The sequence below is a fragment of the Pseudomonas saudiphocaensis genome, assembly GCF_000756775.1.
Taxonomy (GTDB): domain Bacteria; phylum Pseudomonadota; class Gammaproteobacteria; order Pseudomonadales; family Pseudomonadaceae; genus Stutzerimonas; species Stutzerimonas saudiphocaensis.
The window spans coordinates 1230531-1254720 of record NZ_CCSF01000001.1 but is presented as its reverse complement, the minus strand read 5'-3'; the positions used below and the strand labels follow the sequence as shown (position 1 = coordinate 1254720).

Sequence of the window (24190 nt, the reverse complement as noted above, 5' to 3'; positions counted from 1 at the left end):
AACCTTCAGCTCCTCAATTGGCCGCGGCGGTGGTTGTCGCCGGGGCGAACTCGGAGACCAATCTGACGTTCGTGGCTTCCACGGGCTTGACCTTGATGCCACTGCGGGCGCGCTGGGTGCCTTCGGTGATTACGCGTTCGCCATCGCTTACGCCTTTGCCGATAAGCCAGGCGTTTCCGACCGTGCGCAGGGTCTCGACTTCGCGCTGTTCCACGCTGTCGTCCGGCTTGACCACCCAAACGCTGGGTACGCCGCGGGCATCGCGGCTGACCGCCTGCTGCGGTACGAGAATGGCGTTTTCCTGGGTGCCTTCCTTGAGCAATGCATGCACGAACATGCCGGGCAGCAGCTTGCGATCAGGGTTGGGGAATTCGGCGCGCAGGGTTACCGAGCCGGTGGTCGGGTCCACGCTGACCTCGGAGAACTGCAGCGTGCCGGGCAACGGATAGACGCTGCCATCGTCCAGCGTCAGGCTGACTTGCGCCTTGTCCTCACCGGCGTTCTGCAGACGGCCGGATTCCAGCGCACGACGCAGACTCAGAAGCTTGGTGATCGGCTGGTTGACGTCCACATAGATCGGGTCGAGCTGGGTCACGGTGGCCAGAGGCTGAGCCTGCCCGTTGGTCACCAGTGCGCCTTCGGTGACAGCCGAACGACCGATACGCCCGGAGATGGGCGACAGCACTTTGGTGTACTGCACATCGATACGGGCCACTTGTACCTCCGCCTGAGCCTGTTTCCAGGCAGCCAGTGCGTCATCGTATTGCTGGCGGCTCACCGCATTGGTCTTGAGCAGCCGCTCATAGCGTTTGGCGAGGTTTTCAGCAGTGACCAGGTTGGCCTCGGCGCGAGCCAGCACGGCTTCATAGGTGCGCGGGTCGATCTGGTAGAGCTGCTGGCCCTTTTTGGCCTCGGTGCCTTCGGTGAACAGGCGTTGCTGAAGAATTCCGGAAACCTGCGGGCGAACCTCAGCTACCCGATAGGCTCTGGTGCGGCCTGGCAGGTCGGTGGTCAGCGTCAGTGGCTGCGCCTGGATCTGATAAACCCCAACTTCAGGGACGGGCGGCGCTTCTTCTTTTTTTTGAGCTTCTGAGCAGCCGACCAGCAACAAAAGTGCGGTCAGGGGCGCTAGCTGCTTGCTGGCACGCAGTGATTTTTCTGGCTTGTTCAATTGTTGGCTCCTTGGGACGCACGAAAGCTGTGTATCGCATGTCGGTCAAGTGTACCATTGTGCGGTTCAGCGGATCCAAGGAGAAATAGGGTAAAAAATGTTTCATGCAGAGCTGTTCCCGGTCACTCATTGCGGACGTGATGTTCTGGCGCTCGGCAGCAGTGCTGCAGGACAATGCAGCCCTTGAACATGGATCAGAGATGCTGACGGAGAAAAAAATGACTCAGACAGACCCGGTGGGCGAAGCCGGCAAGCATGCCGGTATTCAGGTAATCGCTCGTGCAGCGGCTGTCATGCGCGCCCTGGGCAATAATCCGCAGGGTCTGAGCCTGGCGGCTATTGCGCAGATCGTTGATCTACCGCGCTCGACGGTGCAGCGCATCATCAATGCGCTGGAAAGCGAATATCTGGTCGAAACCTTGGGGCCAAGCGGTGGTTTCCGGCTGGGGCCGGCACTCGGTCAATTGATCAGTCAGACCCAGACCGACATCATTTCGCTGCTCAGGCCGCACATGCTGGACCTGTCCGAGCAGCTGCAGGAGTCGGTCTGCCTGAGCGCGCTTGTGAATGACAAGGTGTATGTGGTTAACCGCACGATTGCCGAGCGCGAGTTGCGTGTGGTGTTTCCCATCGGCATCAAGGCGCCGGCCTATGCCACGGCTGGCGGCAAGGCGCATCTGGCGACGCTGACGGAGGAGGGGCTGCGTCAGTTGCTGCCTGACCCACTACCGAGCCTTACCCCGCAGACACTCGATTTCGCCGGCCTGCAGGAGCAACTGGCGCTTATCCGTGACGGCGCTGTGGCCGAGGATCATGGCGAGCTGATCGATGGGTTGAGTTCGTTCTCGGTCCTGCTGGATACCTACCTGGGCCGCTATAGCATCTCGGTGGTCGTGCCCAGCTGCCGTGCCGTCACCCACAAGGAAACGATCAGGCAGGCCCTCTTGTCATGCAGGCAGAACGTCGAGCGCGCCATTGGGCGAAATTCACGCGAAGCCTGAGCTCAGTCCGAGGAGGCTGTCAGTATCTGCTTCAGTGCGTCCGGCAAGGCGTCCAGTTTGAACGGTGCGCGTATGTGCCCGCGAAGGGTGCCATCGGGGCCGATCAGCGCCAGGTTGCCGCTGTGGGCGACGTTGTAGCTGCCGTCGGTCTGGCTGGCGGGCACGAATGGCAGGCCGAGGGCCTTTGACAGGCGTTGCAGCTGCGCCATCTCGCCGGTCAGGCCGGTAAAGCCTGCACGGTAATAGCTGAGATAGGTCTTTAGCTGTTCGGGCGTGTCGCGTGCCGGGTCGGCGGTGACCATCACCAGTTGCAGCTGATCGCGCAGCTGCGCAGGCAACTGGGCAAACACGCGGCGCATGTCGCTGAGTGTGGTCGGACAGATGTCAGGGCAGGCCGTGAAACCGAAGAAGAGAATGTGCCAGCGCCCCCGCAGGGCATCGGTCACGAAGGCCTGACCGTCCTGGTCGATCAGCTCTATGCTGGGCACGGCGCGTTCCCGAGGGAGTAGCAGCAGATTGGCATCGTCCAGCAGAGCGTTGCGATCCAGCGCGAACGCCGGGGCTGTGAAAGCGAGCGCGCTGATCAACAGGCACCGCAAAAGCAGGGAATCAAGCATGGCGATCATGTTCGTCTGGGGTGGCTCCATTGTAGCCCGCCATTCAGGCGGGACATCAGCAGCCAAATGAGCGCGCTATCAGCGCTCCTTGAGTTCGAAAGCAGTCAGGGTGTAGGTGGGGATGCCCATGTCCTGAAGCTTCTGCGAGCCGCCAAGTTCGGGCAGGTCAATAATGGCTGCGGCTTCGTATATCTGTGCGCCCATGCGCCGGACCAGTTGAGCGGCGGCGATGAAGGTGCCTCCGGTCGCAATCAGATCATCGAGCAGCAATACCGAATCCCCTTCGCAGAGGCTGTCGGCATGGACCTCGAGAAAGGCCTCGCCATACTCGCTCTGGTAGGACTCGACCAGTACATCGGCCGGCAATTTGCCTTTCTTGCGGAACAGAATCAGTGGCTTGTTCAACTCATAGGCGATGATCGAGCCAATGATGAAGCCGCGGGCGTCGAGGGCGCCGATATGGGTGAAATCGCTTTCGACGTAACGCTGGATCAGGCTGTCGGCCACCATGCGCAATGCTTTGGGCGATTGCAGCAGCGGTGTGATGTCCCGAAACACCACGCCTGGCGTGGGGAAGTCAGGAACTGGGCGGATCAGTGTCTTGATGGTGAATTCATCGAAGATCATAGGGGTTCCTTCAGGCGTCCATGTTTCCGCCCGCCAGGGCGCACAGGCGGATGGAATCAAGGATGCGTACTTCCTTGCCTTCGGCTTCCAACAGGCCGTTTGCCTGGCAGCGGGTGAAAACCCTGGAAACGGTTTCCACTGCCAGCCCCAGGTAGTTGCCGATTTCGTTACGCGACATGGGCAGACGGAAGTGATTCGCGGAAAACCCTCGAGCACTGAAACGGGCCGAGAGATTGACTAGGAAAGTGGCAATGCGCTCGTCGGCGGTTTTCTTCGAGAGCAACAGCATCATCTGCTGATCGTCACGAATCTCCCGGCTCATGATGCGCATCAGCTGGCGACGCAGTTGCGGTAGCAGCACGCTGAGCTCATCGAGGCGTTCGAAGGGGATTTCACAAACCGAGGTAGTTTCCAGCGCCTGAGCCGAGACCGGGTAGGTCTCGGTGTCCATGCCGGACAGCCCGACCATTTCGCTAGGCAGGTGAAAGCCGGTGATCTGCTCCTCGCCGTTGTCGGTGACACTGAAGGTACGCAGCGCACCGGAGCGGATCGCGAACACGGAGCTGAACGTATCCCCTTGTCGAAACAGCATTTCACCCTTTTTGAGCGGGCGACCGCGTTTGACGATTTCGTCGAGAGCATCCATGTCCTGCATGTTCAGCGACAGCGGCAGACACAGGCCGGATAGGCTGCAATCCTTACAATGAGCTTGCCGCTGTGTGCGGGCCTTGAGCGACTCGGGCATGGGGAATCCTGAAAACCTAAGGAATGGCGCAAGATTAACCCAGGGGACGGGTTTAGGCCAATTGGCACAAGGACCGCAGGGTTAAATGACTTGATTCAAAAAGCGCGCGACTGGCGCTCGGGGCGATGTTCGGGAAACAGGTAGTGGTCGAATTGCATGCACAACGCGCGGACCAGCAGGCGGCCCGCCGGCAGCACGACAATGGAATCGTCGCTCAGTTGAATAAGGCCGTCGTCGGCCATCCGTTCCAAGTCCGGCCAGGCTGACGTGAAGTAGTCCTTGAAATCGATGCCGAAAGTGCTCTCGATGGATTCGAAGCGCAGTTCGAAGTAACAGGTGAGGTCCTGAATGACCTGGCGTCGGATGCGGTCGTCTTTGTTGCAGCGAAGGCCTCGCGTCGTGGCGAGTTGCCCCTGATCCAGGGATTGCTGATAAACGCTGATGTCGCTGCTGTTCTGGCAATACAGGTCACCGATCTGGCTGATGGCCGAGACGCCCAGTCCAATCAGGTCGCAATGACCATGGGTGGTGTAGCCCTGGAAATTGCGCATTAACGTGCCGTCCTCCTGAGCGATCGCCAGTTCGTCATCGGGTAGGGCGAAATGCTCCATGCCGATATAGCGATAACCGGATTGGGTCAGCGCTTCCACGCCGAGTTGCAGCATCGCCTGCTTGACGGTCTCGCTGGGCAGGTCGGCAGCGCTGATGCGACGTTGTATCTGGAACCGCTCGGGGTCGTGGTTATAGCTGAACAGCGAGACGCGGTCCGGTTGCAGCGCGATGACAGTCTTCAGGGTTTGTGCAAAACGTTCGGGCGTTTGCAGCGGCAGGCCGTAGAGCAGGTCGATGTTGATCGAGCGGTACTGCAGGGTTCGGGCGGCTTCGATGATCGTCTGGGTTTGTTCCAGAGTCTGCATGCGGTTGATGGCGCGCTGGACCTCCGGGTCCAGTGCCTGAACGCCGACGCTGATGCGGTTGAATCCCAGCTCACGGAGCAAGCCCATGGTTGACCAGTCGGCTTCACGCGGGTCGATTTCGATGCTGAAGTCGCCGTGGTCGTCGTCCTGCAAATGAAAATGCGTACCTAGAGTAGCCATCAAATGCCGTAGTTCGTCATGGCTGAGGAAGGTCGGGGTGCCGCCGCCGAAATGCAGCTGCTCGACCACCTGGTCTGGGCCGAGGTGGCGGGCGACCAGCGCAATTTCCTTTTCCAGACGCTCAAGGTAGGACCGCGCGCAGCCGCGGTCCTTGGTGATGACTCTGTTGCGTGCACAGTAATGGCAGGCGTTGGCGCAAAACGGCAGGTGAATGTACAGCGAGAGCGGGCGGTTGGCATGGCGGCTGCTACGCAATGCGTGCAGGGAGTCGAAGAAGCCGACCTTGTCGTTGAATTGAAGAGCAGTCGGATACGAGGTATAGCGCGGCCCGGCCTGATCGTAGCGACGGATCAGATCGGTATCCCAGCGAATGACGTCGAGCATCGTGCGTTCTCGGTTGACTGCAATGGGCCGGATTCTAGGAGGGGGACACGGTTACGGACTTGACCTGTATCAAGCCGGCAAGGACCCCGGCTGGCGCCTTTTGACGGGCGGCATGAAGAAGAGAGATTTATTGGCGCCCATGTGGTCGGATTGTCAAACTGTGGTCCATCACCGAATTGTTCGTTTTTGAGGAGTAAACCATGCAAGGTCGTCAGCAGCAGATCGCTGCCGCACTCAATGTATGTCCGCCCTTTGACGGGCCGGAAGCCGTCCAGGCCGAAATTGATCGACGGGTCGCGTTCATCCAGAAATGCCTGCGCGACTCGGGGATGAAAAGCCTGGTGCTGGGGATCAGTGGTGGAGTCGATTCGACCACCGCTGGGCTGCTGGCACAGCGGGCGGTAGAGGCCATGCGCGCGGCGGGCGAGGGGGATGACTATCGCTTTATCGCGGTACGCCTGCCTTATCAGGTCCAGCACGATGAGGATGAAGCGCAACTGGCGGTGGATACCATCAAGCCGGACGAATGCCATACGGTGAATATTGGTGCGGCGGTACTGGGGCTTTCCCGCGCGACCGAGGCGCTTGAATCGCTGGCCGACAGTTCACGTGACTTCGTCCTGGGCAACACCAAGGCACGTATGCGCATGGTGGCGCAGTACACCATCGCCAATGCGCGCCAGGGGCTGGTGATCGGCACCGACCACGCGGCCGAAGCGGTGATGGGCTTTTTCACCAAGTTCGGTGACGGCGCCTGTGACCTGACGCCCCTGGCCGGCTTGGTAAAAGGTCAGGTTCGGCAGATCGCCGCTGCACTGGGTGCTCCCTCGCAATTGGTGCTCAAGGTACCTACCGCCGATCTGGAAGAGCTCACGCCCGGCAAGCCGGACGAAGATGCCTACGGGGTGACCTACGAGCAGATCGATGCCTTTCTACAAGGCCGTGAAGTGCCTGACGAGGTGGCGCAAATCATCATCGAGACCTATGACAAATCGCAGCACAAGAGAGAGATGCCGAAGGAGCCGCAGCGCTAAAGGCTGCGGTTAGGATGCGACTAGCGGGTCTGTAACATGCTGTCAGTGCCCCATCAGCCAGTGCTGATGCGGGCCGGGCAGGGTCCAGAGACCGAACAGGATGACCATGATGCCGCCAAGCATCCTGACTCCACGTTTGCGCAACATGGAAGTAATGCGTTCTGCCGCAAGACCAGTGGCCAAGAGGACCGGCCAGGTTCCGATGCCGAAGGCCAGCATCAACAGCGCGCTATCGAATGCATCGCCCTGGCTTGCCGCCCAGAGCAGGGTGCTGTAGACCAGGCCGCAAGGCAACCAGCCCCAGAGTGCACCAAGAAACAGCGCCTGTGGCAGGTTGCGCACCGGCATAAGGCGGCTGGCGATGGGTTGCAGGTGACGCCACAGGCCGCGGCCGATGGCTTCGATGCGAGTCAGGCCACTCCACCAGCCGGCCAGGTACAGCCCCATGGCGATCAGCAGCAGCGCCGCCACCACCCGTAGCGCCATCGCCGCCGGGCTCTGGGCGACTGCCCAGCCTGCCAGGCCGACAAGCAGGCCGGCAGTGGCATAGCTCAGTACCCGACCAAGGTTATAGGCAATCAGCAAGCGCAGGCGTTTGTTGCGCTGCTCGGCCGGGATCGCCATGGTCAGAGCGCCCATTAAACCGCCGCACATGCCAAGGCAGTGTCCGCCGCCAAGCAGGCCGAGGACGAATGCGGAAAGCAGCAGGGGTAGCAGCTCAATCACGCTTGTCGGTCTCGTCGTCGCTTTGTGTTGCCTGCTCGACCCCGGCCTGATGATTGGGGTCTTCGTCATCGAACAGAATGCTGTGCGCCGGGCCGTCCAGGTCATCGTACTGGCCGCTGTCCACGGCCCAGAAGAATACCCAGATCGCCAAGGCAACCAGCACGACAGCGACGGGGATCAGAATGTAGAGCGCGGCCATAGGGCCTCCGGAAAATGCTGGGACAAGACGACGTGTCAGGCAGCGATGTCGTTCATCCTACTGCAGGACGCTAGCTTGTGGCTCAGGCGTTTTCGGCAGTCGGGTCAGTCGCAGCGCATTGAGTACTACCAGCAACGAACTGGCCGACATGCCCAGCGCAGCCCACAGCGGGGTCACCCAGCCAATGGCGGCAAACGGCAGAATCAGGCCGTTGTAGAGCGTTGCCCAGGCCAGATTTTCGACAATGATGCGTCGGCTGCGGCGTGCCAGGCTGAAGGCCTGAACCAGGCTGTCGAGGCGGTTGGAGAGCAGCACGGCATCGGCGCTGGTCTTGGCCAGATCGGTGGCCGAACCCATTGCCACGCTGATATCGGCGGCGGCAAGAACCGGGACGTCGTTGACTCCGTCACCAAGCATCAATACGCGATGTCCCTCGGCCTGCAGGCGTTGCAGGTGGGTGAGCTTGTCGGCAGGTGTCAGCCCGCTGCGGGCCTCGTCGATGCCCAGCTGGTGCGCGATGTTGGCGACCATTGGGGAACTGTCGCCGGACAGCAGCAAAGTGCGCCAGCCGCGTTGATGACAGGCCTGCACCAGTGCTGGAGCGTCATCGCGCAGGCGGTCATCAAGTACCAGCCAGGCCAGCGGACCCTGAGCATCACCCAGCAGCAGCCATTGGCCCTGGTCACCCGGGATCGCCGGCGCCGTGCCGCCGTAGCCGTCAGCGACAAAGCCGGGCTGGCCGATGCGCAGTTGCCGGCCGCCCACCGAGCCCTGCAGGCCGAGACCGGGCACACTGTCTACAGCATCTGCCGCTTGCGGGGCACGACCGAACGCCTTGGATATCGGGTGTTCGGAGCGATTTTCCAGCGCGGCAGCCAGGGCCAGGCAGGCATCGGCATCCAGGTGGCCCAAAGGGCGAATTTCACTCAGCGTCAGCCGCCCTTCAGTGAGGGTGCCGGTCTTGTCGAAGATCACCGTATCGATGTGGTTGAGACCTTCGAGTACATGCCCGCGAGTCAGCAGTAGCCCGAGCTTGTGCAGCGTGCCGGTGGCGGCGGTGAGGGCCGTTGGCGTTGCCAGCGAAAGAGCGCAAGGGCAGGTGGCAACCAGCAGGGCGAGAACCACCCAGAAGGCGCGTTGCGGATCGACCTGCCACCAGATGACGCCGACTACGGCAGCGGTCAGCAGCACTGCAAGCAGGAACCACTGTGCCACCCGATCGGCCAGTTCGGCGAGGCGCGGCTTATCCGATTGGGCACGCTCCAGCAGGCGAACGATGGCTGAGAGGCGGGTGTCATCACCGAGCGCCTGCACACCAATCGTCAGCGGCCCTTCGACGTTCAGTGTGCCGGCGGTCACCGGATCGCCGACGCCGCGCGCCTGAGGCAGGTACTCACCGGTCAGGAGTGATTCATCGATACTGGATTGCCCGTCGAGGATGCGTCCATCGGCGGGGATGAGACCGCCCGGTTGTACCAGTACCCGATCCCCGACACGTAGCTCTCTGAGCAGGATCCGATCGGTCTGCTCGTCATCATTGAGTTTCAGGCAGGACGCCGGCAGCAGATTGACCAGCTGTGAAGTCGCAGCCGCTGTGCGCTCCCGTGCGCGGCGTTCCAGATAGCGACCAGTGAGCAGGAACAGGGCAAACATGCCCACGGCATCGAAATACAACTCGCCCTGACCGGTCAGAGTTGACCAGATTCCGGCGAGGTAGGCGCCACCGATGGCCAGCGAGACTGAAACGTCCATGGTCAGGTGGCGCGTGCGCAGATCGCGCAGAGCGCCCTTGAAGAAGTCGGTGGAGCAATAGAACACGATGGGCGTGGTTAGCAGCAGAGCGGTCCAGCGCAGGGTGACGAAGAAACTCTCCGAAAGGTCCAGGTTGAATTCGGGCCAGGTGGCCATGGTGGCCATCATCACCTGCATCCAGAGCAGGCCCGTAACGCCGATCTGGCGCAGGCTGCGGCGGTTCTCGCTGGCCAGCCGTTCGGTTACCTGGTCCGCCTGGTAGGGGTGAGCGGCATAACCGATGCGACGCAGCTCGGCGAGCAATTCGCTCAGAGGCAGGCGACTATCGCTCCAGCGCACCTGTAAGCGGTGATTTGACAGATTCAGGCTGGCTTCCGCGACTCCTTCCAAGCCGAGCAGATGCCGTTCGATCAGCCATCCACAGGCGGCGCAGCTGATGCCTTCGATCATCAGTGAGGTGCTGGATAGATCGCCTTCATGCCGGACGAAGGGCTGTTGCACATCCTCACGGTCGTACAACGCCAGCTCGTCGGAAAGTGCCTGGGGCAGGGCCGCGGGATTGATGGAGCTTTCGCTGCGGTGCTGGTAATAGCTTTCCAGCCCGCCGTTGACGATGGCCTCCGCTACCGCCTGGCAGCCGGGGCAGCACATGGCCCGCGTCTCGTTGAGCACACGGGCGTGCCAGGAACTGCCGGGGGGCACCGGCAGGCCGCAGTGATAGCAGGGGAGTGGGCTGGCCATTGAGTCGGTCAGTAACTCAGCTCATAGGTCTGACCGCTGCGGATTTCCTTCTCCTCGAACAGGCGCCAGTCCTGCTCGCCTTCGCGACCAATGAGTTCGACGAAGCGCCGACCCGTGACCGTATCCTGCATCTGCCCCTGATACAGGCCTTCGCCCTGGGGTTGCAGGATGATGCGTCGATCACGCTCGGGCTGTGTCGGCGAGATCAGGTTGAGTATCAGCTGCTGCGGACGACTGTTGCCGCTGAGCTGCAGCTCGGCCAGGCCAAGCTCTTCGTTGAAGCTCAGCTGCCCCTGCATCTGCAGGCTCTCGGCCAGTTTCTCGCGCTCCAGCGACTGGTTGATGCCCTTGCCGGCATCGTAATAGTTGTCCGCCACCAGGGTGTCGGCAGTGCGAATGGAAATGACCAGCAGAGTGGTGCCGAGGAACACTGCAAATGCCAGGATGGCGATGACGAACCAAGCCCAGAACTGCGTATACCAACGGGTTTTTTCGTTATTGGAAGCGCTCATGTACTACCTGTTCAGCGGATGCTTGGGCCAATGAAACGGCTTTCAGCATCGTCTTTGATGGAAGAATCGTTAGCCGACCGGATATGGAAGACGATGTCGTTGGTGCTGGAAGGCAGTTTTTCAGGGGCGATGGAGAGTTCTACCGGGATGGTGATCAGCTCGCCGGCTGCCGCATGGATCTCGTTGCGACCTTCATATTGCAGGCCATCAAGGCCGCTGGCTTCGATAATGAAGGTCTGCTCGCTTTGCGCCTTGTTCATCACCTTCAGGGTGTAAACGTTTTCCACCCGGCCCAGCTCGTTCTCGCGGTACAGCACGCGATCCTTGAGAACATCGAGCTTGACCAGCGAGCGGTCGGCGACGGCGTAGGCAAACAGTCCCATCATCGCCACCAGCGCCAGGGCATAGCCGATCAGGCGCGGGCGCATGACCTGGGTTTTCTGCCCGGACAGGTTGTGCTCGGTGGTGTAGCTGATGAGCCCCCGGGGGTAGTTCATCTTGTCCATGATGGTGTCGCAGGCGTCGATACAGGCCGCGCAGCCGATACATTCGATCTGCAGGCCGTCGCGGATGTCGATGCCCGTCGGGCAAACCTGTACGCACATGGTGCAGTCGATGCAATCGCCCAGGCCCATGGCCTTGTAATCGGCGTCCTTCTTGCGTGGCCCGCGTTTCTCTCCGCGACGCGGGTCGTAGGAGACGATCAGGGTGTCCTTGTCGAACATCACGCTCTGGAAGCGGGCATAGGGGCACATATAGATGCACACCTGCTCGCGCAGGAAACCGGCGTTGCCATAGGTGGCGAGGGTGAAGAAGCCGACCCAGAACAGTGCCCAGCCACCGACCTGAAGGGTAAACAGGTCCGGCACAAGTTCGCGGATCGGTGTGAAGTAACCGACAAAGGTGATGCCGATGGCCAGGGATACGCCGAGCCAGATGCTGTGCTTGGCGAACTTGCGGAGGAACTTGTTGGCGCTCATCGGCGCCTTGTCGAGCTTCATGCGCTGGTTGCGATCACCTTCGGTGACCTTTTCAGCCCACATGAAGACCCAGGTGAAAACGCTCTGTGGGCAGGTATAGCCGCACCAGACACGTCCTGCGAATACGGTGATAAAGAACAGGCCGAAGGCGCAGATGATCAGCAATGCTGAAAGCAGGATGAAATCCTGTGGCCAGAAGGTGGCGCCAAAAATATAGAACTTGCGCTCGGGTAGATCCCACCAGACCGCTTGGCGACCATTCCAATTCAGCCAGGCCGTGCCGAAATAGAGGATGAACAGCAGGCCGCCGCCTACCAGACGAAGGTTGCGAAACAGGCCAGTGAACGAGCGGGTGTAGATTTTTTCGCGAGAGGCGTAGAGGTCAGTCGAAGACTGGACCTTGGAAGGAGGGGTTACATCATGAACGGGGATTTGCTCAGTCATCGAGTGCGTACCACGGCGGAGGGTGAGTGACCCGGTCGATACGTGCCGACCGGGTTCAATTGCTGACCTGCTGCCAATGTTACGCCTCGATAGTTCGAGTCAGGTGCGGCGGTAGGTCGCGCCCCAGGCTCGCTGGATCAGTTCTCCGGCTGCTGCGAGAGGCTGTACACATAAGCTGCCAGCAGGTGCACCTTATCATTGCCCAGGATATCTTTCTGGGCGGGCATACGGCCGTTACGACCATAGCGCAGGGTTTGCTGGACCTGGCCAAAGCTCGAACCGTAAAGCCAGACATTGTCTGTCAGATCGGGTGCGCCCATGGCCTGGGTGCCCTTACCTTCAGCGCCGTGACAGGCTACACAGGTCGAGGCGAAGATCTTTTGACCCTGCTCAATGTCGACGTTGATGCCTTCTGGCGCTTCGCGGCCTGAGAGGCTGAGAACGTAGCCGGCAACATGGCGGATACCGTCTTCGCCAATCACATTGACCCAACCTGGCATGGTCGCCTGGCGGCCTTCCATGATGGTGGTCTTGATGGTTTCAGGCTCGCCGCCCCACAGCCAGTCGTGGTCGGTGAGGTTGGGGAAACCGTAGGCACCCTTGGCATCGGAGCCATGGCAGACCGAGCAGTTGGAGGCGAACAGGCGACCACCCATCTTCAGGGCTTGCGGATCCTGGGCCACTTCCTCTACCGGCATGGAAGCGAACTTGGCGAAGAGCGGGCCGTATTGCTCGTCGGCACGGTTCATTTCACGTTCCCATTCCTTCACCTGGGTCCAGCCATCTTCGTAGCCGGGCAGGACGCCCTTCCAGTTGCCCAGGCCCGGATAAAGGACCAGGTAACCGAGGGCGAATACCACGGTGCCGACGAACAGCATGAACCACCAGCGCGGCAGCGGGTTGTCGTATTCCTCGATGCCGTCATAGGAATGGCCGACGGTTTCTTCAGTGCTTTCGTTGCGCTGGCCCTTGCGAGTCGCCAACAGCAGCCAGACCAGGGCTGCAATGGTCCCCAGACTCAGCAGGGTAATGTACCAACTCCAAAACGAGGTCATTTATTTCTTACTCCTGGACACTTCTTCATCACGCTTCTTGGCATCGGGCTCGTCTGCGAAGGGCAGGTTGGCGGCTTCATCGAAGCTTTTCTTGCGTTTGCTGCTATAGGCCCAGAGCACGACGCCAATAAAGGCGACGATGACCAAAATAGTGCCCAGACCGCGGAGAGTCCCGATATCCATGGTGCGTTACCGTTTGTTGGTGAGTGCAGTGCCAAGGACCTGCAGGTAGGCCACCATGGCATCCATTTCGGTCTTGCCCTTTACCGCGTCCCTCGCACCGGCGATGTCTTCGTCGGTGTAAGGCACGCCCAGGGCGCGCAAGGCATTCATTTTCTTGGCAGTGTCCCGACCGTCGAGGGCGTTTTCCACCAGCCACGGGTACGAAGGCATCTTCGATTCCGGCACTACGTTACGCGGGTTGTACAGGTGCGCACGGTGCCAGTCATCGGAGTAGCGTCCACCGACACGGGCCAGGTCCGGACCGGTACGCTTGGAACCCCACAGGAACGGGTGGTCGTAAACGCTTTCACCGGCAACCGAGTAATGGCCGTAGCGCTCGGTTTCGGCGCGGAACGGCCGGATCATCTGCGAGTGGCAACCTACACAGCCTTCACGGATGTAGAGGTCGCGACCTTCCAGCTGCAGCGCGGTGTAGGGCTTCATGCCCTCGACCGGCTCGTTGACCACATCCTGGAAGAACAGCGGGACGATCTGAGTCAGGCCACCGATGCTCACCGCGAGGATCATGAACAGGGTCAGCAGACCGATGTTCTTTTCCACTATTTCGTGATTCTTCATTACTCGGCTCCTCAGGCGATCTGTGCGGCGGCGTTATATTCGGCAGCCTTGGCGTGACGCACGGTGCGCCAGGTGTTGTAAGCCATCAGGAACATGCCGAAGAGGAAGAAAGCACCACCGATCATGCGAATCACGAAGCCGGGGTGACTGGCTTCAAGTGCTTCGACGAAGGAGTAGGTGAGGGTGCCGTCTTCGTTGATTGCGCGCCACATAAGGCCCTGGGCGATGCCGTTGACCCACATCGAGGCGATGTAGAGCACGGTGCCGATGGTGGCCAACCAGAAGTGTGCGTTGATCAGGCCGATGCTGTGCATCTGCTCGCGACCGAACACTTTCGGGATCAGGTGGTACATGGAACCGATGGTGATCATCGCTACCCAGCCGAGGGCGCCGGCGTGTACGTGGCCGATGGTCCAGTCGGTGTAGTGGGACAGGGCGTTGACGGTCTTGATGGCCATCATCGGGCCTTCGAAGGTGGACATGCCGTAGAAGGCCAGGGAAACCACCAGGAAGCGCAGGATCGGATCGGTGCGCAGCTTATGCCAGGCGCCGGAGAGGGTCATCATGCCGTTGATCATGCCGCCCCAGCTTGGCGCCAGGAGGATGATCGACATCACCATGCCGAGGGACTGAGCCCAGTCCGGCAGGGCGGTGTAGTGCAGGTGGTGCGGGCCGGCCCAGATGTAGAGGGTGATCAGCGCCCAGAAGTGGACGATGGACAGGCGATAGGAGTACACCGGACGCTCGGCCTGCTTGGGCACGAAGTAGTACATCATGCCGAGGAAGCCAGTGGTCAGGAAGAAGCCCACGGCGTTGTGCCCGTACCACCACTGAACCATGGCATCGGTCGCGCCGGCATAAATGGAGTAGGACTTGAACCAGGTGACCGGGATTTCCAGGTTGTTGACGATGTGCAACATCGCCGTGACCAGGATGAAGGCACCGAAGAACCAGTTACCTACATAAATGTGCTTGGCCTTGCGCTTCATGATGGTGCCGAAGAACACCGTCGCGTAACTGATCCAGACGATCGCCAGGAGGATGTCGATCGGCCACTCCAGCTCGGCGTATTCCTTGGAGCTGGTGAAGCCTTGCGGCAGGGTGATCACTGCCAGCACGATTACTGCCTGCCAACCCCAGAAGGTAAAGGAGGCCAGGCTGTCAGAGAACAGGCGAGCCTGTGAAGTCCGCTGGACCACGTAGAAGGACGTCGCCATCAGGGCACAGCCACCGAAGGCGAAGATCACCGCGTTGGTGTGCAGCGGTCGCAGACGACCGAAGCTGGTCCAGGGGAGGTCGAAGTTGAGTCCCGGCCACACCAGCTGCGCGGCGATAAAGACTCCCAGACCCATTCCAATGATTCCCCACACCACCGTCATGATGGCGAATTGGCGAACCACCTTATAGTTATATGCAGTCTCACTTATTGCTGTGCTCATGCAAGGCTTCCACGCTAAAAGGGCATATCAAGGGGGCAAAAACGGCGGCAAGTATGGAGAAACGAGGGGGGTAATGCAAACGAACCCAGCTCTCTCCGGTGCCGCTTCGGCCCAGATTTCAAGCGTCTTTCCTGCAGGTCGCAGGCGCGCTTGCGGCGCCAGATTGGCGCGCTGAATCGAGGGTTTCGCCTTGTAGTTCTGTGCATTCATGGCGAATGACAGGAAGTATGGGGGCGGCCCGGCCTTTCGGCAAAGGAGGGAAGGATCAGGCGGTCTGCGACAGAGAGTCGCATGGGGGCGATTTGCTGCTGGGCTTGATCTGAAACAGGGCGGTTTTAGCCGCCCTGTCCTAGACCGTTGAACCTTGTTAAAGGTTCAACGGTAGATTTCACTTCTTCGCCAGTTGCTCTGGCGCTTGCGACAGGCTGTAGACGTAAGCTGCCAGCACATGCACCTTGTCGTTGCCCAGATACTGTTCTTGCGCCGGCATCTGGCCGTTGCGGCCGTGGCGAATGGTCTGCTGCAGCTGTGGCAGGCTCGAACCGTAGATCCAGGCGCCAGGGTTGGTCAGCTGTGGTGCACCGAGTGCGGCCATGCCTTCACCGTTGGCACCGTGGCAGACGGAACAGGTTTGCGTGTAGATCTCGGAGCCTTTGCCCAGATCGGCCTCGTTGCCTTCCGGCAGTGGCAGGCCGGCCAGCCCGTTACGCACGTAAGCGGCAACGTTCTTCACGCCCTCATCGCCAATCACCTGGCCCCAGGCCGGCATCGCTGCAATACGACCGTGGAGGATGCTCGCCTTGATCGTTTCCGGCTCGCCGCCCCAGCGCCAATCGTTATCGGCCAGGTTCGGGAAGCCATTGGACCCCTTGGCGTCCGAGCCGTGGCAGATGGCGCAATAGTTGGCGTACAGGCGGGCGCCAATCTTCAGTGCACGCTCGTCCTGAGCAACTTCGGCAACGCTCATGGCCGAATACTTGGCAAAGATCGGACCGAATTTGGCTTCCGCCTGGTCCACTTCGCGCTGCCATTCCTTCTCCTGGGTCCAGCCGCCTTCATAGCCCGGCAGGACACCTTTCCAGTTGCCCAGGCCGGGATACAGGATCAGGTAAGCGATGCCGAACAGCAGCGTGCCGATAAACAGCATGAACCACCATTTGGGCAGCGGGTTGTCGTACTCCTCAATGCCGTCGAAGGAATGACCCATGGTCTTGTCGGTAGTACTGGCCGATTCGCCCTTGCGGGTTGCGAAGATCAGCCAGAACAGAGCGACGATGGTGCCCAGCGTCAGCAGGGCGATGTATCCACTCCAGAAAGTGCTCATGTGCTACTCCTGGACAGCCCGAGCCACTCTGGCTGTCCGCGATTTAAGTCCCTGACGGCCGCCGTCACGGCAAACCGTCGTCTTTCTATGGCGTATCGGATCAACGCTTGTTGGTCAGAGCCGTTCCAAGGACCTGCAGGTAGGCCACCATGGCATCCATTTCGGTCTTGCCCTTTACCGCGTCCCTCGCACCGGCGATGTCTTCGTCGGTGTAAGGCACGCCTAGAGTGCGCAGGGCCTGCATCTTCTTGGCGGTATCGCGACCGTCGAGGGTGTTTTCCACCAGCCACGGATAGGAGGGCATCTTCGACTCCGGCACTACGTTGCGCGGGTTGTACAGGTGCGCACGGTGCCAGTCATCGGAGTAGCGTCCACCGACACGGGCCAGGTCCGGACCGGTACGCTTGGAACCCCACAGGAACGGGTGGTCGTAAACGCTTTCACCGGCAACCGAGTAATGGCCGTAGCGCTCGGTTTCGGCGCGGAACGGACGGATCATCTGCGAGTGGCAACCGACGCAACCTTCCTTGATATAGATGTCGCGGCCTTCCAGCTGCAGTGCGGTGTAGGGCTTCATGCCCTCGACCGGCTCGTTGACCACATCCTGGAAGAACAGCGGGACGATCTGCGTCAGGCCACCGATGCTTACCGCGAGGATCATGAACAGGGTCAGCAGACCGATGTTCTTTTCCAGTTTTTCGTGATTCTTCATTGCTCGGCTCCTCAGGCGATCTGTGCGGCGGCGTCGTATTCGGCCGGCTTGACTGCGCGCACGGTGCGCCAGGTGTTCCAGGCCATCAGCAGCATGCCGGCGAAGAAGATCGCTCCACCGATCATGCGAATCACGAAGCCGGGGTGACTGGCTTCAAGTGCTTCGACGAAGGAGTAGGTGAGGGTGCCGTCTTCGTTGATTGCGCGCCACATGAGGCCCTGGGCGATGCCGTTGACCCACATTGAGGCGATGTAGAGCACGGTGCCGATGGTGGCCAGCCAGAAGTGTGCGTTGATCAGAGCGATGCTGTGCATCTGCTCGCGACCGAACACTTTCGGGATCAGGTGGTAGAGCGAGCCGATGGTGATCATCGCTACCCAGCCGAGGGCGCCGGCGTGTACGTGGCCGATGGTCCAGTCGGTGTAGTGGGACAGGGCGTTGACGGTCTTGATGGCCATCATCGGGCCTTCAAAGGTGGACATGCCGTAGAAGGCCAAGGAGACCACCAGGAAGCGCAGGATCGGGTCGGTACGCAGCTTATGCCAGGCGCCGGAGAGGGTCATCATGCCGTTGATCATGCCGCCCCAGCTTGGTGCCAGGAGGATGATCGACATCACCATGCCGAGGGACTGAGCCCAGTCCGGCAGAGCGGTGTAGTGCAGGTGATGCGGGCCGGCCCAGATGTAGAGGGTGATCAGCGCCCAGAAGTGGACGATGGACAGGCGATAGGAATACACCGGACGCTCGGCCTGCTTGGGCACGAAGTAGTACATCATGCCGAGGAAGGCGGTGGTCAGGAAGAAGCCCACGGCGTTGTGCCCGTACCACCACTGAACCATGGCGTCGGTCGCGCCGGAGTACAGCGAGTAGGACTTGGTCAGGGTGACCGGAATTTCCAGGTTGTTGACGATGTGCAGCATCGCCACGACGAGGATGAAGGCACCGAAGAACCAGTTGCCGACATACAGGTGCTTGACCTTGCGCTTGATCAGCGTGCCGAAGAAGACGACCCCGTAGGCCACCCAGACGACGGCGATCAGGATGTCGATCGGCCACTCCAGCTCGGCGTACTCCTTGGAGGTGGTGAGGCCTAGCGGCAGGGTGATGGCCGCCAGAAGAATGACCAGTTGCCAACCCCAAAAGGTGAAGGCGGCCAGTTTCGGCGCGAACAGCGGGGTTTGGCAGGTACGCTGGACGGCGTAGTAGGAGGTCGCGAACAATGCACAACCACCGAAGGCGAAGATCACCGCGTTGGTGTGCAAGGGGCGCAAGCGCCCGAAACTGGTCCAGGGCAGATCAAAGTTGAGTCCGGGCCAAGCAAGCTGTGCTGCGATGAAAACGCCGAGCCCCATCCCGACGATTCCCCACACCACCGTCATGATGGCGAATTGGCGGACCACCTTGTAATGGTAGGCGGTACTGGTTGCTGTGTTCATGTATGGGCTTCCATCCACGGTAATGAGCGTTTCTGTTGCGTGTAAGCAGTTGTTTCTTTCAAGAGAAAACGGGGGCAAGCATGGGGAAAGGGCAAATGCCTGGTATTGACGCCGATCAATACAGGCAGGGGGGTGAAACTCCGCTGGTCGAGGTCGATCGCCCGCACGGCGATGCGTCGGTGAGCTTGATACTGGCGCACGGGGCCGGTGCGCCGATGGACAGTCCATTTATGCAGGCAATCACCGAGCGCCTTGTGGCACGTGGCGTGGCGGTATTTCGCTTCGAGTTCGCGTATATGGCCGAGCGGCGTAAAGACGGTCGCAGGCGACCACCAAATCCGCAGGCGCGTCTGCTTGAGCAATGGCGTGACGTGTATGCACTGGTGCGACAGCAAACCGCAGGGCGGCTGGCAATCGGCGGCAAGTCGATGGGCGGGAGAATGGCCGGTCTGCTGGCTGACGAGTTACAGGCCGATGCTCTGATCTGTTTGGGCTATCCCTTCCACCCGGCGGGCAAGCCAGAGAAACCACGGGTGGCCCACCTTGCCGACCTGCGGACACCCACCCTGATCATTCAGGGCGAGCGTGATGCATTGGGTGATCGAGAGACCGTTGCCGGCTACGCGTTGTCGACCGCTGTAGCGGTGCACTGGCTGACGGCCGCCGACCATGACCTCAAGCCCCTCAAACGCTCAGGGCTGACCCATGAGCAGCACCTGGACAGTGCTGCCGACAGGATTGCCGAGCTTCTGCAGCGGCTCTGATCTAGCGGTTGAAGCGCTCCACCAGTGCCGACTGGGCTCGCGCAGTTGCCTCCAGCTCTTCGGACAGCAGAGCCGTGCTCTGAGCATCGCCGGAGGTCTGGTTGGCAAGGTCCGCGATATTGCTCACGTTGCGGCTGATCTCGTCAGCCACTGCGCTTTGTTGCTCGGTGGCCGAGGCAATCTGAGTCGTCATCTCGATAATGCTCTCCACGGCAACACCTATGCCGGCCAGTGCCTTGTCTGCATCTATTACCCGCTCGACACCGATGCCTGCCTGGGCTTTGCCTTGCTCGGTGGCTTTTACCGCCTGCTGAGCCTGTTGCTGGAGTTTTTCGATCAGCTGGTGGATATCTCCCGTAGCCGTGGCGGTGCGCTGGGACAGCTGGCGCACCTCGTCGGCGACCACGGCAAAGCCGCGACCCGAGTCGCCCGCACGGGCTGCCTCAATGGCCGCGTTTAGGGCGAGCAGGTTGGTCTGGTCGGCAATGCTTTTGATCACATCGACGACGCTGCCAATCTCGTCGCTGTTGCGGGCCAGTTCGGTAACGGTGTCACCAGTTTCGCTCACGGTTGCAGCCAGCAACTCGATGGCCTGACGGGTTTGTGCACTGATCTCACGGCCTTGGCTGGTCAGACGGCTGGCTTGTCCGGTTGCGTCGGCAGCCAGCGCCACATTACTTGCTACCTCTTGTGTGGTCGCCGCCATCTGGTTGATGGCCGTGGCTACCTGCGAGGTTTCATGGTGCTGCTTGGCCAGGCCACCGGAACTGCTGCTGGCCAACTCTTCGGCGCGTTTGGCTTGTTGCTCCAGCTGCACAGCGCTGTCGAGCAGGCGTGTCAGGCAGGTTTTCAAACGCGCCTGCTCGCTGAGCATGGCCATCTCCAGTCGCGCCTCACTGCCTTGGCTGTCGGTGTACATCTTCGCGATCAGCGGATCGCTCAGTGAGTGTTCGGCCAACCGCACCAGCCGCCGGGTGCTGCGCGATTGCCAATGCAAGCCGGCGAGACCAAGGGGAATGGTGAGGGCGGCGGCCAACAAAAGGCCCCCTACATTATTGAGCCAGGTGCCGACGGCGAATCCGATCAGGCTGGTGAGGATAAACGGCAGCCAGTTGGCGATCTGCGGAATCCAGCTGTCACGCAAGGGTACGCCGCGTTTGCCGCTGTTCAGGCGTGCATAGAGTGCTTCGGCGCGCTTTATCTGCTCGCGGGTAGGCTTGGTGCGCACCGATTCGTAGCCAATCACCTGGCGCTGCAGGTCCAGCACTGGGGTTACATAGGCGTTGACCCAGTAGTGATCGCCGTCCTTGCGGCGATTCTTGACGATCCCCATCCAGGGCTGGCCAGCCTTGAGGGTGCTCCACAGGTGCTCGAATACGGCGGAGGGGACATCAGGATGACGGATCAGATTGTGCGGCGCGCCGATCAGATCCTGGCGCTCGAAGCCGCTGACCGAGGCAAAGATATCGTTGCAATAGGTGATTCGACCTTTAAGGTCCGTGGTGGAAATCAGTCGTTCCTGGTCAGAGAAGGCAAATTCGCGATGAGTAATTGGCAGGTTCTTTCGCATGCAGGTACGCCTGGCAATGTGATTGTTATTTTTATTGTCTGGGAGTGTGCAGGTGTTTTGACGTCAAAACAACCGGTTTGCGCAGATAGCGACTGCACTGGCCGAAACTTGAAGGGTTTACGACGAAAAAACAAAAAAACGCCCGCAGGAGACGGGCGTTGTATGGATGCCATCAGAGTTATCCGTTGATCAGTTGCCGCAGTACGAAATGCAGAATCCCGCCGGCCTTGAAGTACTGGACTTCATTCAAGGTGTCGATACGACACAGAACCTGGAATGAACTTCGCGATCCATCGTTGCGCTCCACTTCGACGGTCAGCATCTGATGCGGTTTGATATTTTCGTCCAGGCCGCGAATTGAAAGCTTCTCGGTTCCGTCCAGTCCCAGGGACTGCCGGTTCTGGCCATCGACGAACTGCAGCGCCAATACACCCATGCCGATCAGATTGGAGCGGTGGATACGCTCGAAGCTTTCGGCTATCACCGCCTTGATCCCCAGCAGGTTGGTGCCCTTGGCCGCCCAGTCGCGGCTCGAGCCTGTGCCGTATTCCTGACCGGCAATCACCACCAGCGGTACGCCTTCGCTCTGGTAACGCATGGCCGCATCGTAGATCGAAAGCTTTTCACCGCCGGGCTGGTAGAGAGTATTGCCGCCTTCTTCGCCACCGAGCATTTCGTTCTTGATACGAATATTGGCGAAGGTGCCGCGCATCATCACTTCATGGTTGCCCCGACGCGAACCGTAGGAGTTGAAGTCATCCGGCTGCACGCCCAAGGATTGCAGGTATAGACCGGCCGGTGAGCTGGCCTTGATGTTGCCTGCCGGGGAGATGTGGTCAGTGGTGATGGAATCGCCGAACAGGGCCAGGATCCGCGCATTCTCGATATCGGCAGGCGGCGCGGGTGGCTGGCCGATATCCTCGAAGAACGGCGGGTTCTGCACATAGCTGGAAGCGGCGTTCCAATGATAGGTATTGCCGGCAGTAACCGGAATCTTCTGCCAGTGCTGGTCGCCGCTGAATACGTCGGCATAGCGGCTGCGGAACATTTCGCCGTCGATCTTGGCAACGGCTTCGGCAATCTCCGCGCTGCTTGGCCAGATGTCCTTCAGGTACACCGGCTGGCCTTGAGGGTCATGGCCCAAGGGTTCCTTGCTCATATCGATGCGCGTGGTGCCAGCCAGGGCGAAGGCCACCACCAGCGGAGGTGAGGCCAGCCAGTTGGCCTTGACCAGCGGGTGTACGCGCCCTTCGAAGTTGCGGTTGCCGGACAATACCGAGGATACGATCAGATCGTTGTCGGTAATGCTCTGGCCAATGGCATCCGGCAGCGGCCCGGAGTTGCCAATGCAGGTGGTGCAGCCGTAGCCCACCAGGTTGAAACCGAGCCGGTCCAGGTATTGAGTGAGTCCGGCGCGCTCCAGGTAATCGGTGACCACCTGGGATCCGGGCGCCAGCGAGGACTTCACCCACGGCTTGCGCTGGAGCCCGCGTTCCAGTGCTTTCTTGGCCACCAGGCCGGCTGCCATCAGCACGTTCGGGTTGGACGTATTGGTGCAGGAGGTGATCGCGGCGATCACCACTGCGCCGTGCTTGAGCGCGAAATCTTCACCGCTGACGGCGAAGTCCGTATCGGCTTGCTGCTTGCGACCGCTGGTTTCCATCAGCAGGTCGAAGCTGGCGCCGATGTCGCTCAGGGTGACGCGGTCTTGCGGGCGCTTGGGGCCGGCGACAGAAGGCTGCACCCGGCTCAGGTCCAGCTCCAGGGTGGCGGTAAACAGCGGGTCCGGCGAACTGCTGTCGCGCCACATGCCCTGGGCCTTGCTGTAGGCCTCGACCAGGGCGATACGTTCTTCGCTGCGGCCGGTCAGGCGCAGGTAATCGAGAGTGATCTGGTCCACCGGGAAGAAGCCACAGGTGGCGCCATACTCGGGTGCCATGTTGCCGATGGTGGCACGATCAGCCAAGGGCAGGTAATCCAGCCCCGGCCCATAGAACTCGACGAACTTGCCCACCACGCCGTGTTTACGCAGCATCTGCGTCACGGTCAGCACCAGGTCGGTGGCGGTGATGCCTTCATTGAGCCTGCCGGTAAGGCGAAAGCCCACCACTTCAGGGATCAGCATGGACACCGGCTGCCCGAGCATGGCCGCTTCGGCCTCGATACCGCCTACACCCCAGCCCAGTACACCCAGGCCATTGATCATGGTGGTGTGTGAGTCAGTACCGACCAGGGTGTCGGGGTAGGCATAGGTTTCGTCGTTGTCATCGCGGGTCCAGACCACCTGGCCGAGGTATTCGAGGTTGACCTGGTGGCAGATTCCGGTACCCGGCGGTACTACCCGGAAATTGTCGAAGGCCTGCTGGCCCCAACGCAGGAACTCGTAGCGTTCGCCGTTGCGCTGCATCTCGATCTCGACGTTCTGCTCGAACGCCTGGCCGCTGCCGAAACGGTCCACCATTACCGAGTGGTCGATCACCAGATCCACCGGTGAAAGCGGATTGATCTGCTGCGGGTCTGCACCGGCGCGGGCAACCGCGTCGCGCATGGCGGTCAGGTCCACCACTGCAGGCACGCCGGTGAAATCCTGCATCAGCACGCGGGCAGGGCGGTACTGGATTTCGCGATCCGAGGTGCGCGCCTGCAGCCAGCTTGCCAGTGAATTGAAGTCATCGGCGCGCACGGTGATGTCGTCTTCCCAGCGCAGCAGGTTTTCCAGCAGCACCTTCAGCGAGGTTGGCAGGCGACTGATGTCGCCCAAGGTTTTCGCTGCTTCGGGCAGGCTGTAATAAAGGTAGGTTTTGCCGCCCACATCCAGGCTTCGGCGACAGTTGAGGCTGTCCAAGGATCGCATTCGTCTCTCCTTTATGCCCGCACGGTCGGGCTGAGTGAGGTCGTGGCTTTGTCTGAATCTAGTCCCGCTGGGGGTGTTTAGCCATGTTCTCTGGACAGGAATGGCCGCCCGGGGGTTCCCTCTTGAGCGCCAAGCCTGTCCTTTATGCCGGTTACGGATGCCCGGACGATGACGCTGCGTCGCATCTGGGCGACAATGCCGGCTT

General features: G+C 60.6%; 22 protein-coding genes and 1 pseudogene. 3 read left to right on the top strand and 20 right to left on the bottom strand.

All coding sequences use genetic code 11. The annotated features are described in order from the left end of the window. Positions 1-13 precede the first annotated feature (13 nt). Positions 14-1150, bottom strand: a complete 1137-nt coding sequence (locus BN1079_RS05870; RefSeq protein ID WP_037026647.1) for an efflux RND transporter periplasmic adaptor subunit — start codon at positions 1148-1150, stop codon at positions 14-16. A 239-nt stretch (positions 1151-1389) separates the two neighbouring features. Between BN1079_RS05870 and BN1079_RS05865 the strand changes: the two genes are divergently transcribed. Next, positions 1390-2172: an IclR family transcriptional regulator gene (locus BN1079_RS05865; protein ID WP_037026646.1), complete on the top strand. Its 783-nt coding sequence runs from the start codon at positions 1390-1392 to the stop codon at positions 2170-2172. A 2-nt stretch (positions 2173-2174) separates the two neighbouring features. On the opposite strand, the gene BN1079_RS05860 is transcribed toward BN1079_RS05865, so the two are convergent. From BN1079_RS05860 to hemN, 4 genes are all read right to left on the bottom strand, one after another. Further along, positions 2175-2789, bottom strand: coding sequence for an SCO family protein (locus tag BN1079_RS05860; protein ID WP_037026645.1), 615 nt, complete (start codon positions 2787-2789; stop codon positions 2175-2177). A gap of 78 nt (positions 2790-2867) precedes the next feature. Continuing rightward, positions 2868-3416 carry an adenine phosphoribosyltransferase gene (locus BN1079_RS05855; protein ID WP_037022989.1) on the bottom strand — a complete coding sequence of 183 codons (549 nt, stop codon included), beginning with the start codon at positions 3414-3416 and terminating at the stop codon, positions 2868-2870. 10 nt (positions 3417-3426) lie between these two features. Next, positions 3427-4161, bottom strand: coding sequence for a fumarate/nitrate reduction transcriptional regulator Fnr (fnr, locus tag BN1079_RS05850; protein WP_037022987.1), 735 nt, complete (start codon positions 4159-4161; stop codon positions 3427-3429). 95 nt (positions 4162-4256) lie between these two features. Next, the gene (hemN, locus tag BN1079_RS05845; RefSeq protein ID WP_037022986.1) at positions 4257-5642 is read right to left on the bottom strand and encodes an oxygen-independent coproporphyrinogen III oxidase; all 1386 of its coding nucleotides are present in this window, start codon (positions 5640-5642) and stop codon (positions 4257-4259) included. Between the two features lie 200 nt (positions 5643-5842). Between hemN and nadE the strand changes: the two genes are divergently transcribed. After that, positions 5843-6676, top strand: coding sequence for an ammonia-dependent NAD(+) synthetase (gene nadE / locus BN1079_RS05840; RefSeq protein ID WP_037022985.1), 834 nt, complete (start codon positions 5843-5845; stop codon positions 6674-6676). A gap of 42 nt (positions 6677-6718) precedes the next feature. On the opposite strand, the gene BN1079_RS05835 is transcribed toward nadE, so the two are convergent. From BN1079_RS05835 to ccoN (BN1079_RS05780), 12 genes are all read right to left on the bottom strand, one after another. After that, positions 6719-7402: a sulfite exporter TauE/SafE family protein gene (locus BN1079_RS05835; RefSeq protein WP_037022984.1), complete on the bottom strand. Its 684-nt coding sequence runs from the start codon at positions 7400-7402 to the stop codon at positions 6719-6721. Then, the gene (ccoS, locus tag BN1079_RS05830) at positions 7395-7601 is read right to left on the bottom strand and encodes a cbb3-type cytochrome oxidase assembly protein CcoS (RefSeq protein ID WP_037022983.1); all 207 of its coding nucleotides are present in this window, start codon (positions 7599-7601) and stop codon (positions 7395-7397) included. The genes BN1079_RS05835 and ccoS overlap by 8 nt, the downstream gene beginning before the upstream one ends. Before the next feature lie 57 nt (positions 7602-7658). Beyond that, positions 7659-10094: a heavy metal translocating P-type ATPase gene (locus tag BN1079_RS05825; RefSeq protein WP_037022982.1), complete on the bottom strand. Its 2436-nt coding sequence runs from the start codon at positions 10092-10094 to the stop codon at positions 7659-7661. An 8-nt stretch (positions 10095-10102) separates the two neighbouring features. Then, on the bottom strand, positions 10103-10606 hold the full coding sequence (locus BN1079_RS05820) for a FixH family protein (protein WP_037022981.1): 504 nt from the start codon (positions 10604-10606) through the stop codon (positions 10103-10105). Positions 10607-10617: 11 nt separating this feature from the next. Continuing rightward, a complete protein-coding gene (gene ccoG / locus BN1079_RS05815) occupies positions 10618-12030 on the bottom strand; it encodes a cytochrome c oxidase accessory protein CcoG (RefSeq protein ID WP_037022979.1) in 1413 nt (470 codons plus the stop codon). A gap of 137 nt (positions 12031-12167) precedes the next feature. Beyond that, positions 12168-13085, bottom strand: a complete 918-nt coding sequence (gene ccoP, locus BN1079_RS05810; protein WP_037022977.1) for a cytochrome-c oxidase, cbb3-type subunit III — start codon at positions 13083-13085, stop codon at positions 12168-12170. Next, on the bottom strand, positions 13086-13268 hold the full coding sequence (locus tag BN1079_RS05805; RefSeq protein WP_037022976.1) for a CcoQ/FixQ family Cbb3-type cytochrome c oxidase assembly chaperone: 183 nt from the start codon (positions 13266-13268) through the stop codon (positions 13086-13088). A gap of 6 nt (positions 13269-13274) precedes the next feature. Then, a complete protein-coding gene (ccoO, locus tag BN1079_RS05800; protein ID WP_037022975.1) occupies positions 13275-13886 on the bottom strand; it encodes a cytochrome-c oxidase, cbb3-type subunit II in 612 nt (203 codons plus the stop codon). An 11-nt stretch (positions 13887-13897) separates the two neighbouring features. After that, positions 13898-15325: a cytochrome-c oxidase, cbb3-type subunit I gene (gene ccoN / locus BN1079_RS05795; protein WP_037022974.1), complete on the bottom strand. Its 1428-nt coding sequence runs from the start codon at positions 15323-15325 to the stop codon at positions 13898-13900. A gap of 388 nt (positions 15326-15713) precedes the next feature. After that, positions 15714-16649, bottom strand: a complete 936-nt coding sequence (gene ccoP / locus BN1079_RS05790; RefSeq protein ID WP_037022973.1) for a cytochrome-c oxidase, cbb3-type subunit III — start codon at positions 16647-16649, stop codon at positions 15714-15716. 100 nt (positions 16650-16749) lie between these two features. Continuing rightward, on the bottom strand, positions 16750-17361 hold the full coding sequence (ccoO, locus tag BN1079_RS05785) for a cytochrome-c oxidase, cbb3-type subunit II (RefSeq protein WP_037022972.1): 612 nt from the start codon (positions 17359-17361) through the stop codon (positions 16750-16752). Positions 17362-17372: 11 nt separating this feature from the next. After that, positions 17373-18797, bottom strand: a complete 1425-nt coding sequence (gene ccoN / locus BN1079_RS05780; RefSeq protein ID WP_037022971.1) for a cytochrome-c oxidase, cbb3-type subunit I — start codon at positions 18795-18797, stop codon at positions 17373-17375. Between the two features lie 80 nt (positions 18798-18877). Here ccoN (BN1079_RS05780) and BN1079_RS05775 point away from each other — a divergent pair, with 80 nt between their 5' ends. After that, positions 18878-19561, top strand: coding sequence for an alpha/beta family hydrolase (locus BN1079_RS05775; RefSeq protein ID WP_037022970.1), 684 nt, complete (start codon positions 18878-18880; stop codon positions 19559-19561). A 1-nt stretch (position 19562) separates the two neighbouring features. Here the strand turns inward: BN1079_RS05775 and BN1079_RS05770 are convergent, their stop codons facing one another. From BN1079_RS05770 to acnA, 3 genes and pseudogenes are all read right to left on the bottom strand, one after another. Next, positions 19563-20789 carry a methyl-accepting chemotaxis protein gene (locus tag BN1079_RS05770; protein WP_414860257.1) on the bottom strand — a complete coding sequence of 409 codons (1227 nt, stop codon included), beginning with the start codon at positions 20787-20789 and terminating at the stop codon, positions 19563-19565. 9 nt (positions 20790-20798) lie between these two features. Beyond that, positions 20799-21131 (bottom strand): annotated as a pseudogene (locus tag BN1079_RS17950) (PAS domain-containing protein); the annotation flags it as partial. A 178-nt stretch (positions 21132-21309) separates the two neighbouring features. Beyond that, on the bottom strand, positions 21310-23985 hold the full coding sequence (acnA, locus tag BN1079_RS05765) for an aconitate hydratase AcnA (protein WP_037022966.1): 2676 nt from the start codon (positions 23983-23985) through the stop codon (positions 21310-21312). Between the last annotated feature and the right edge of the window lie 205 nt (positions 23986-24190).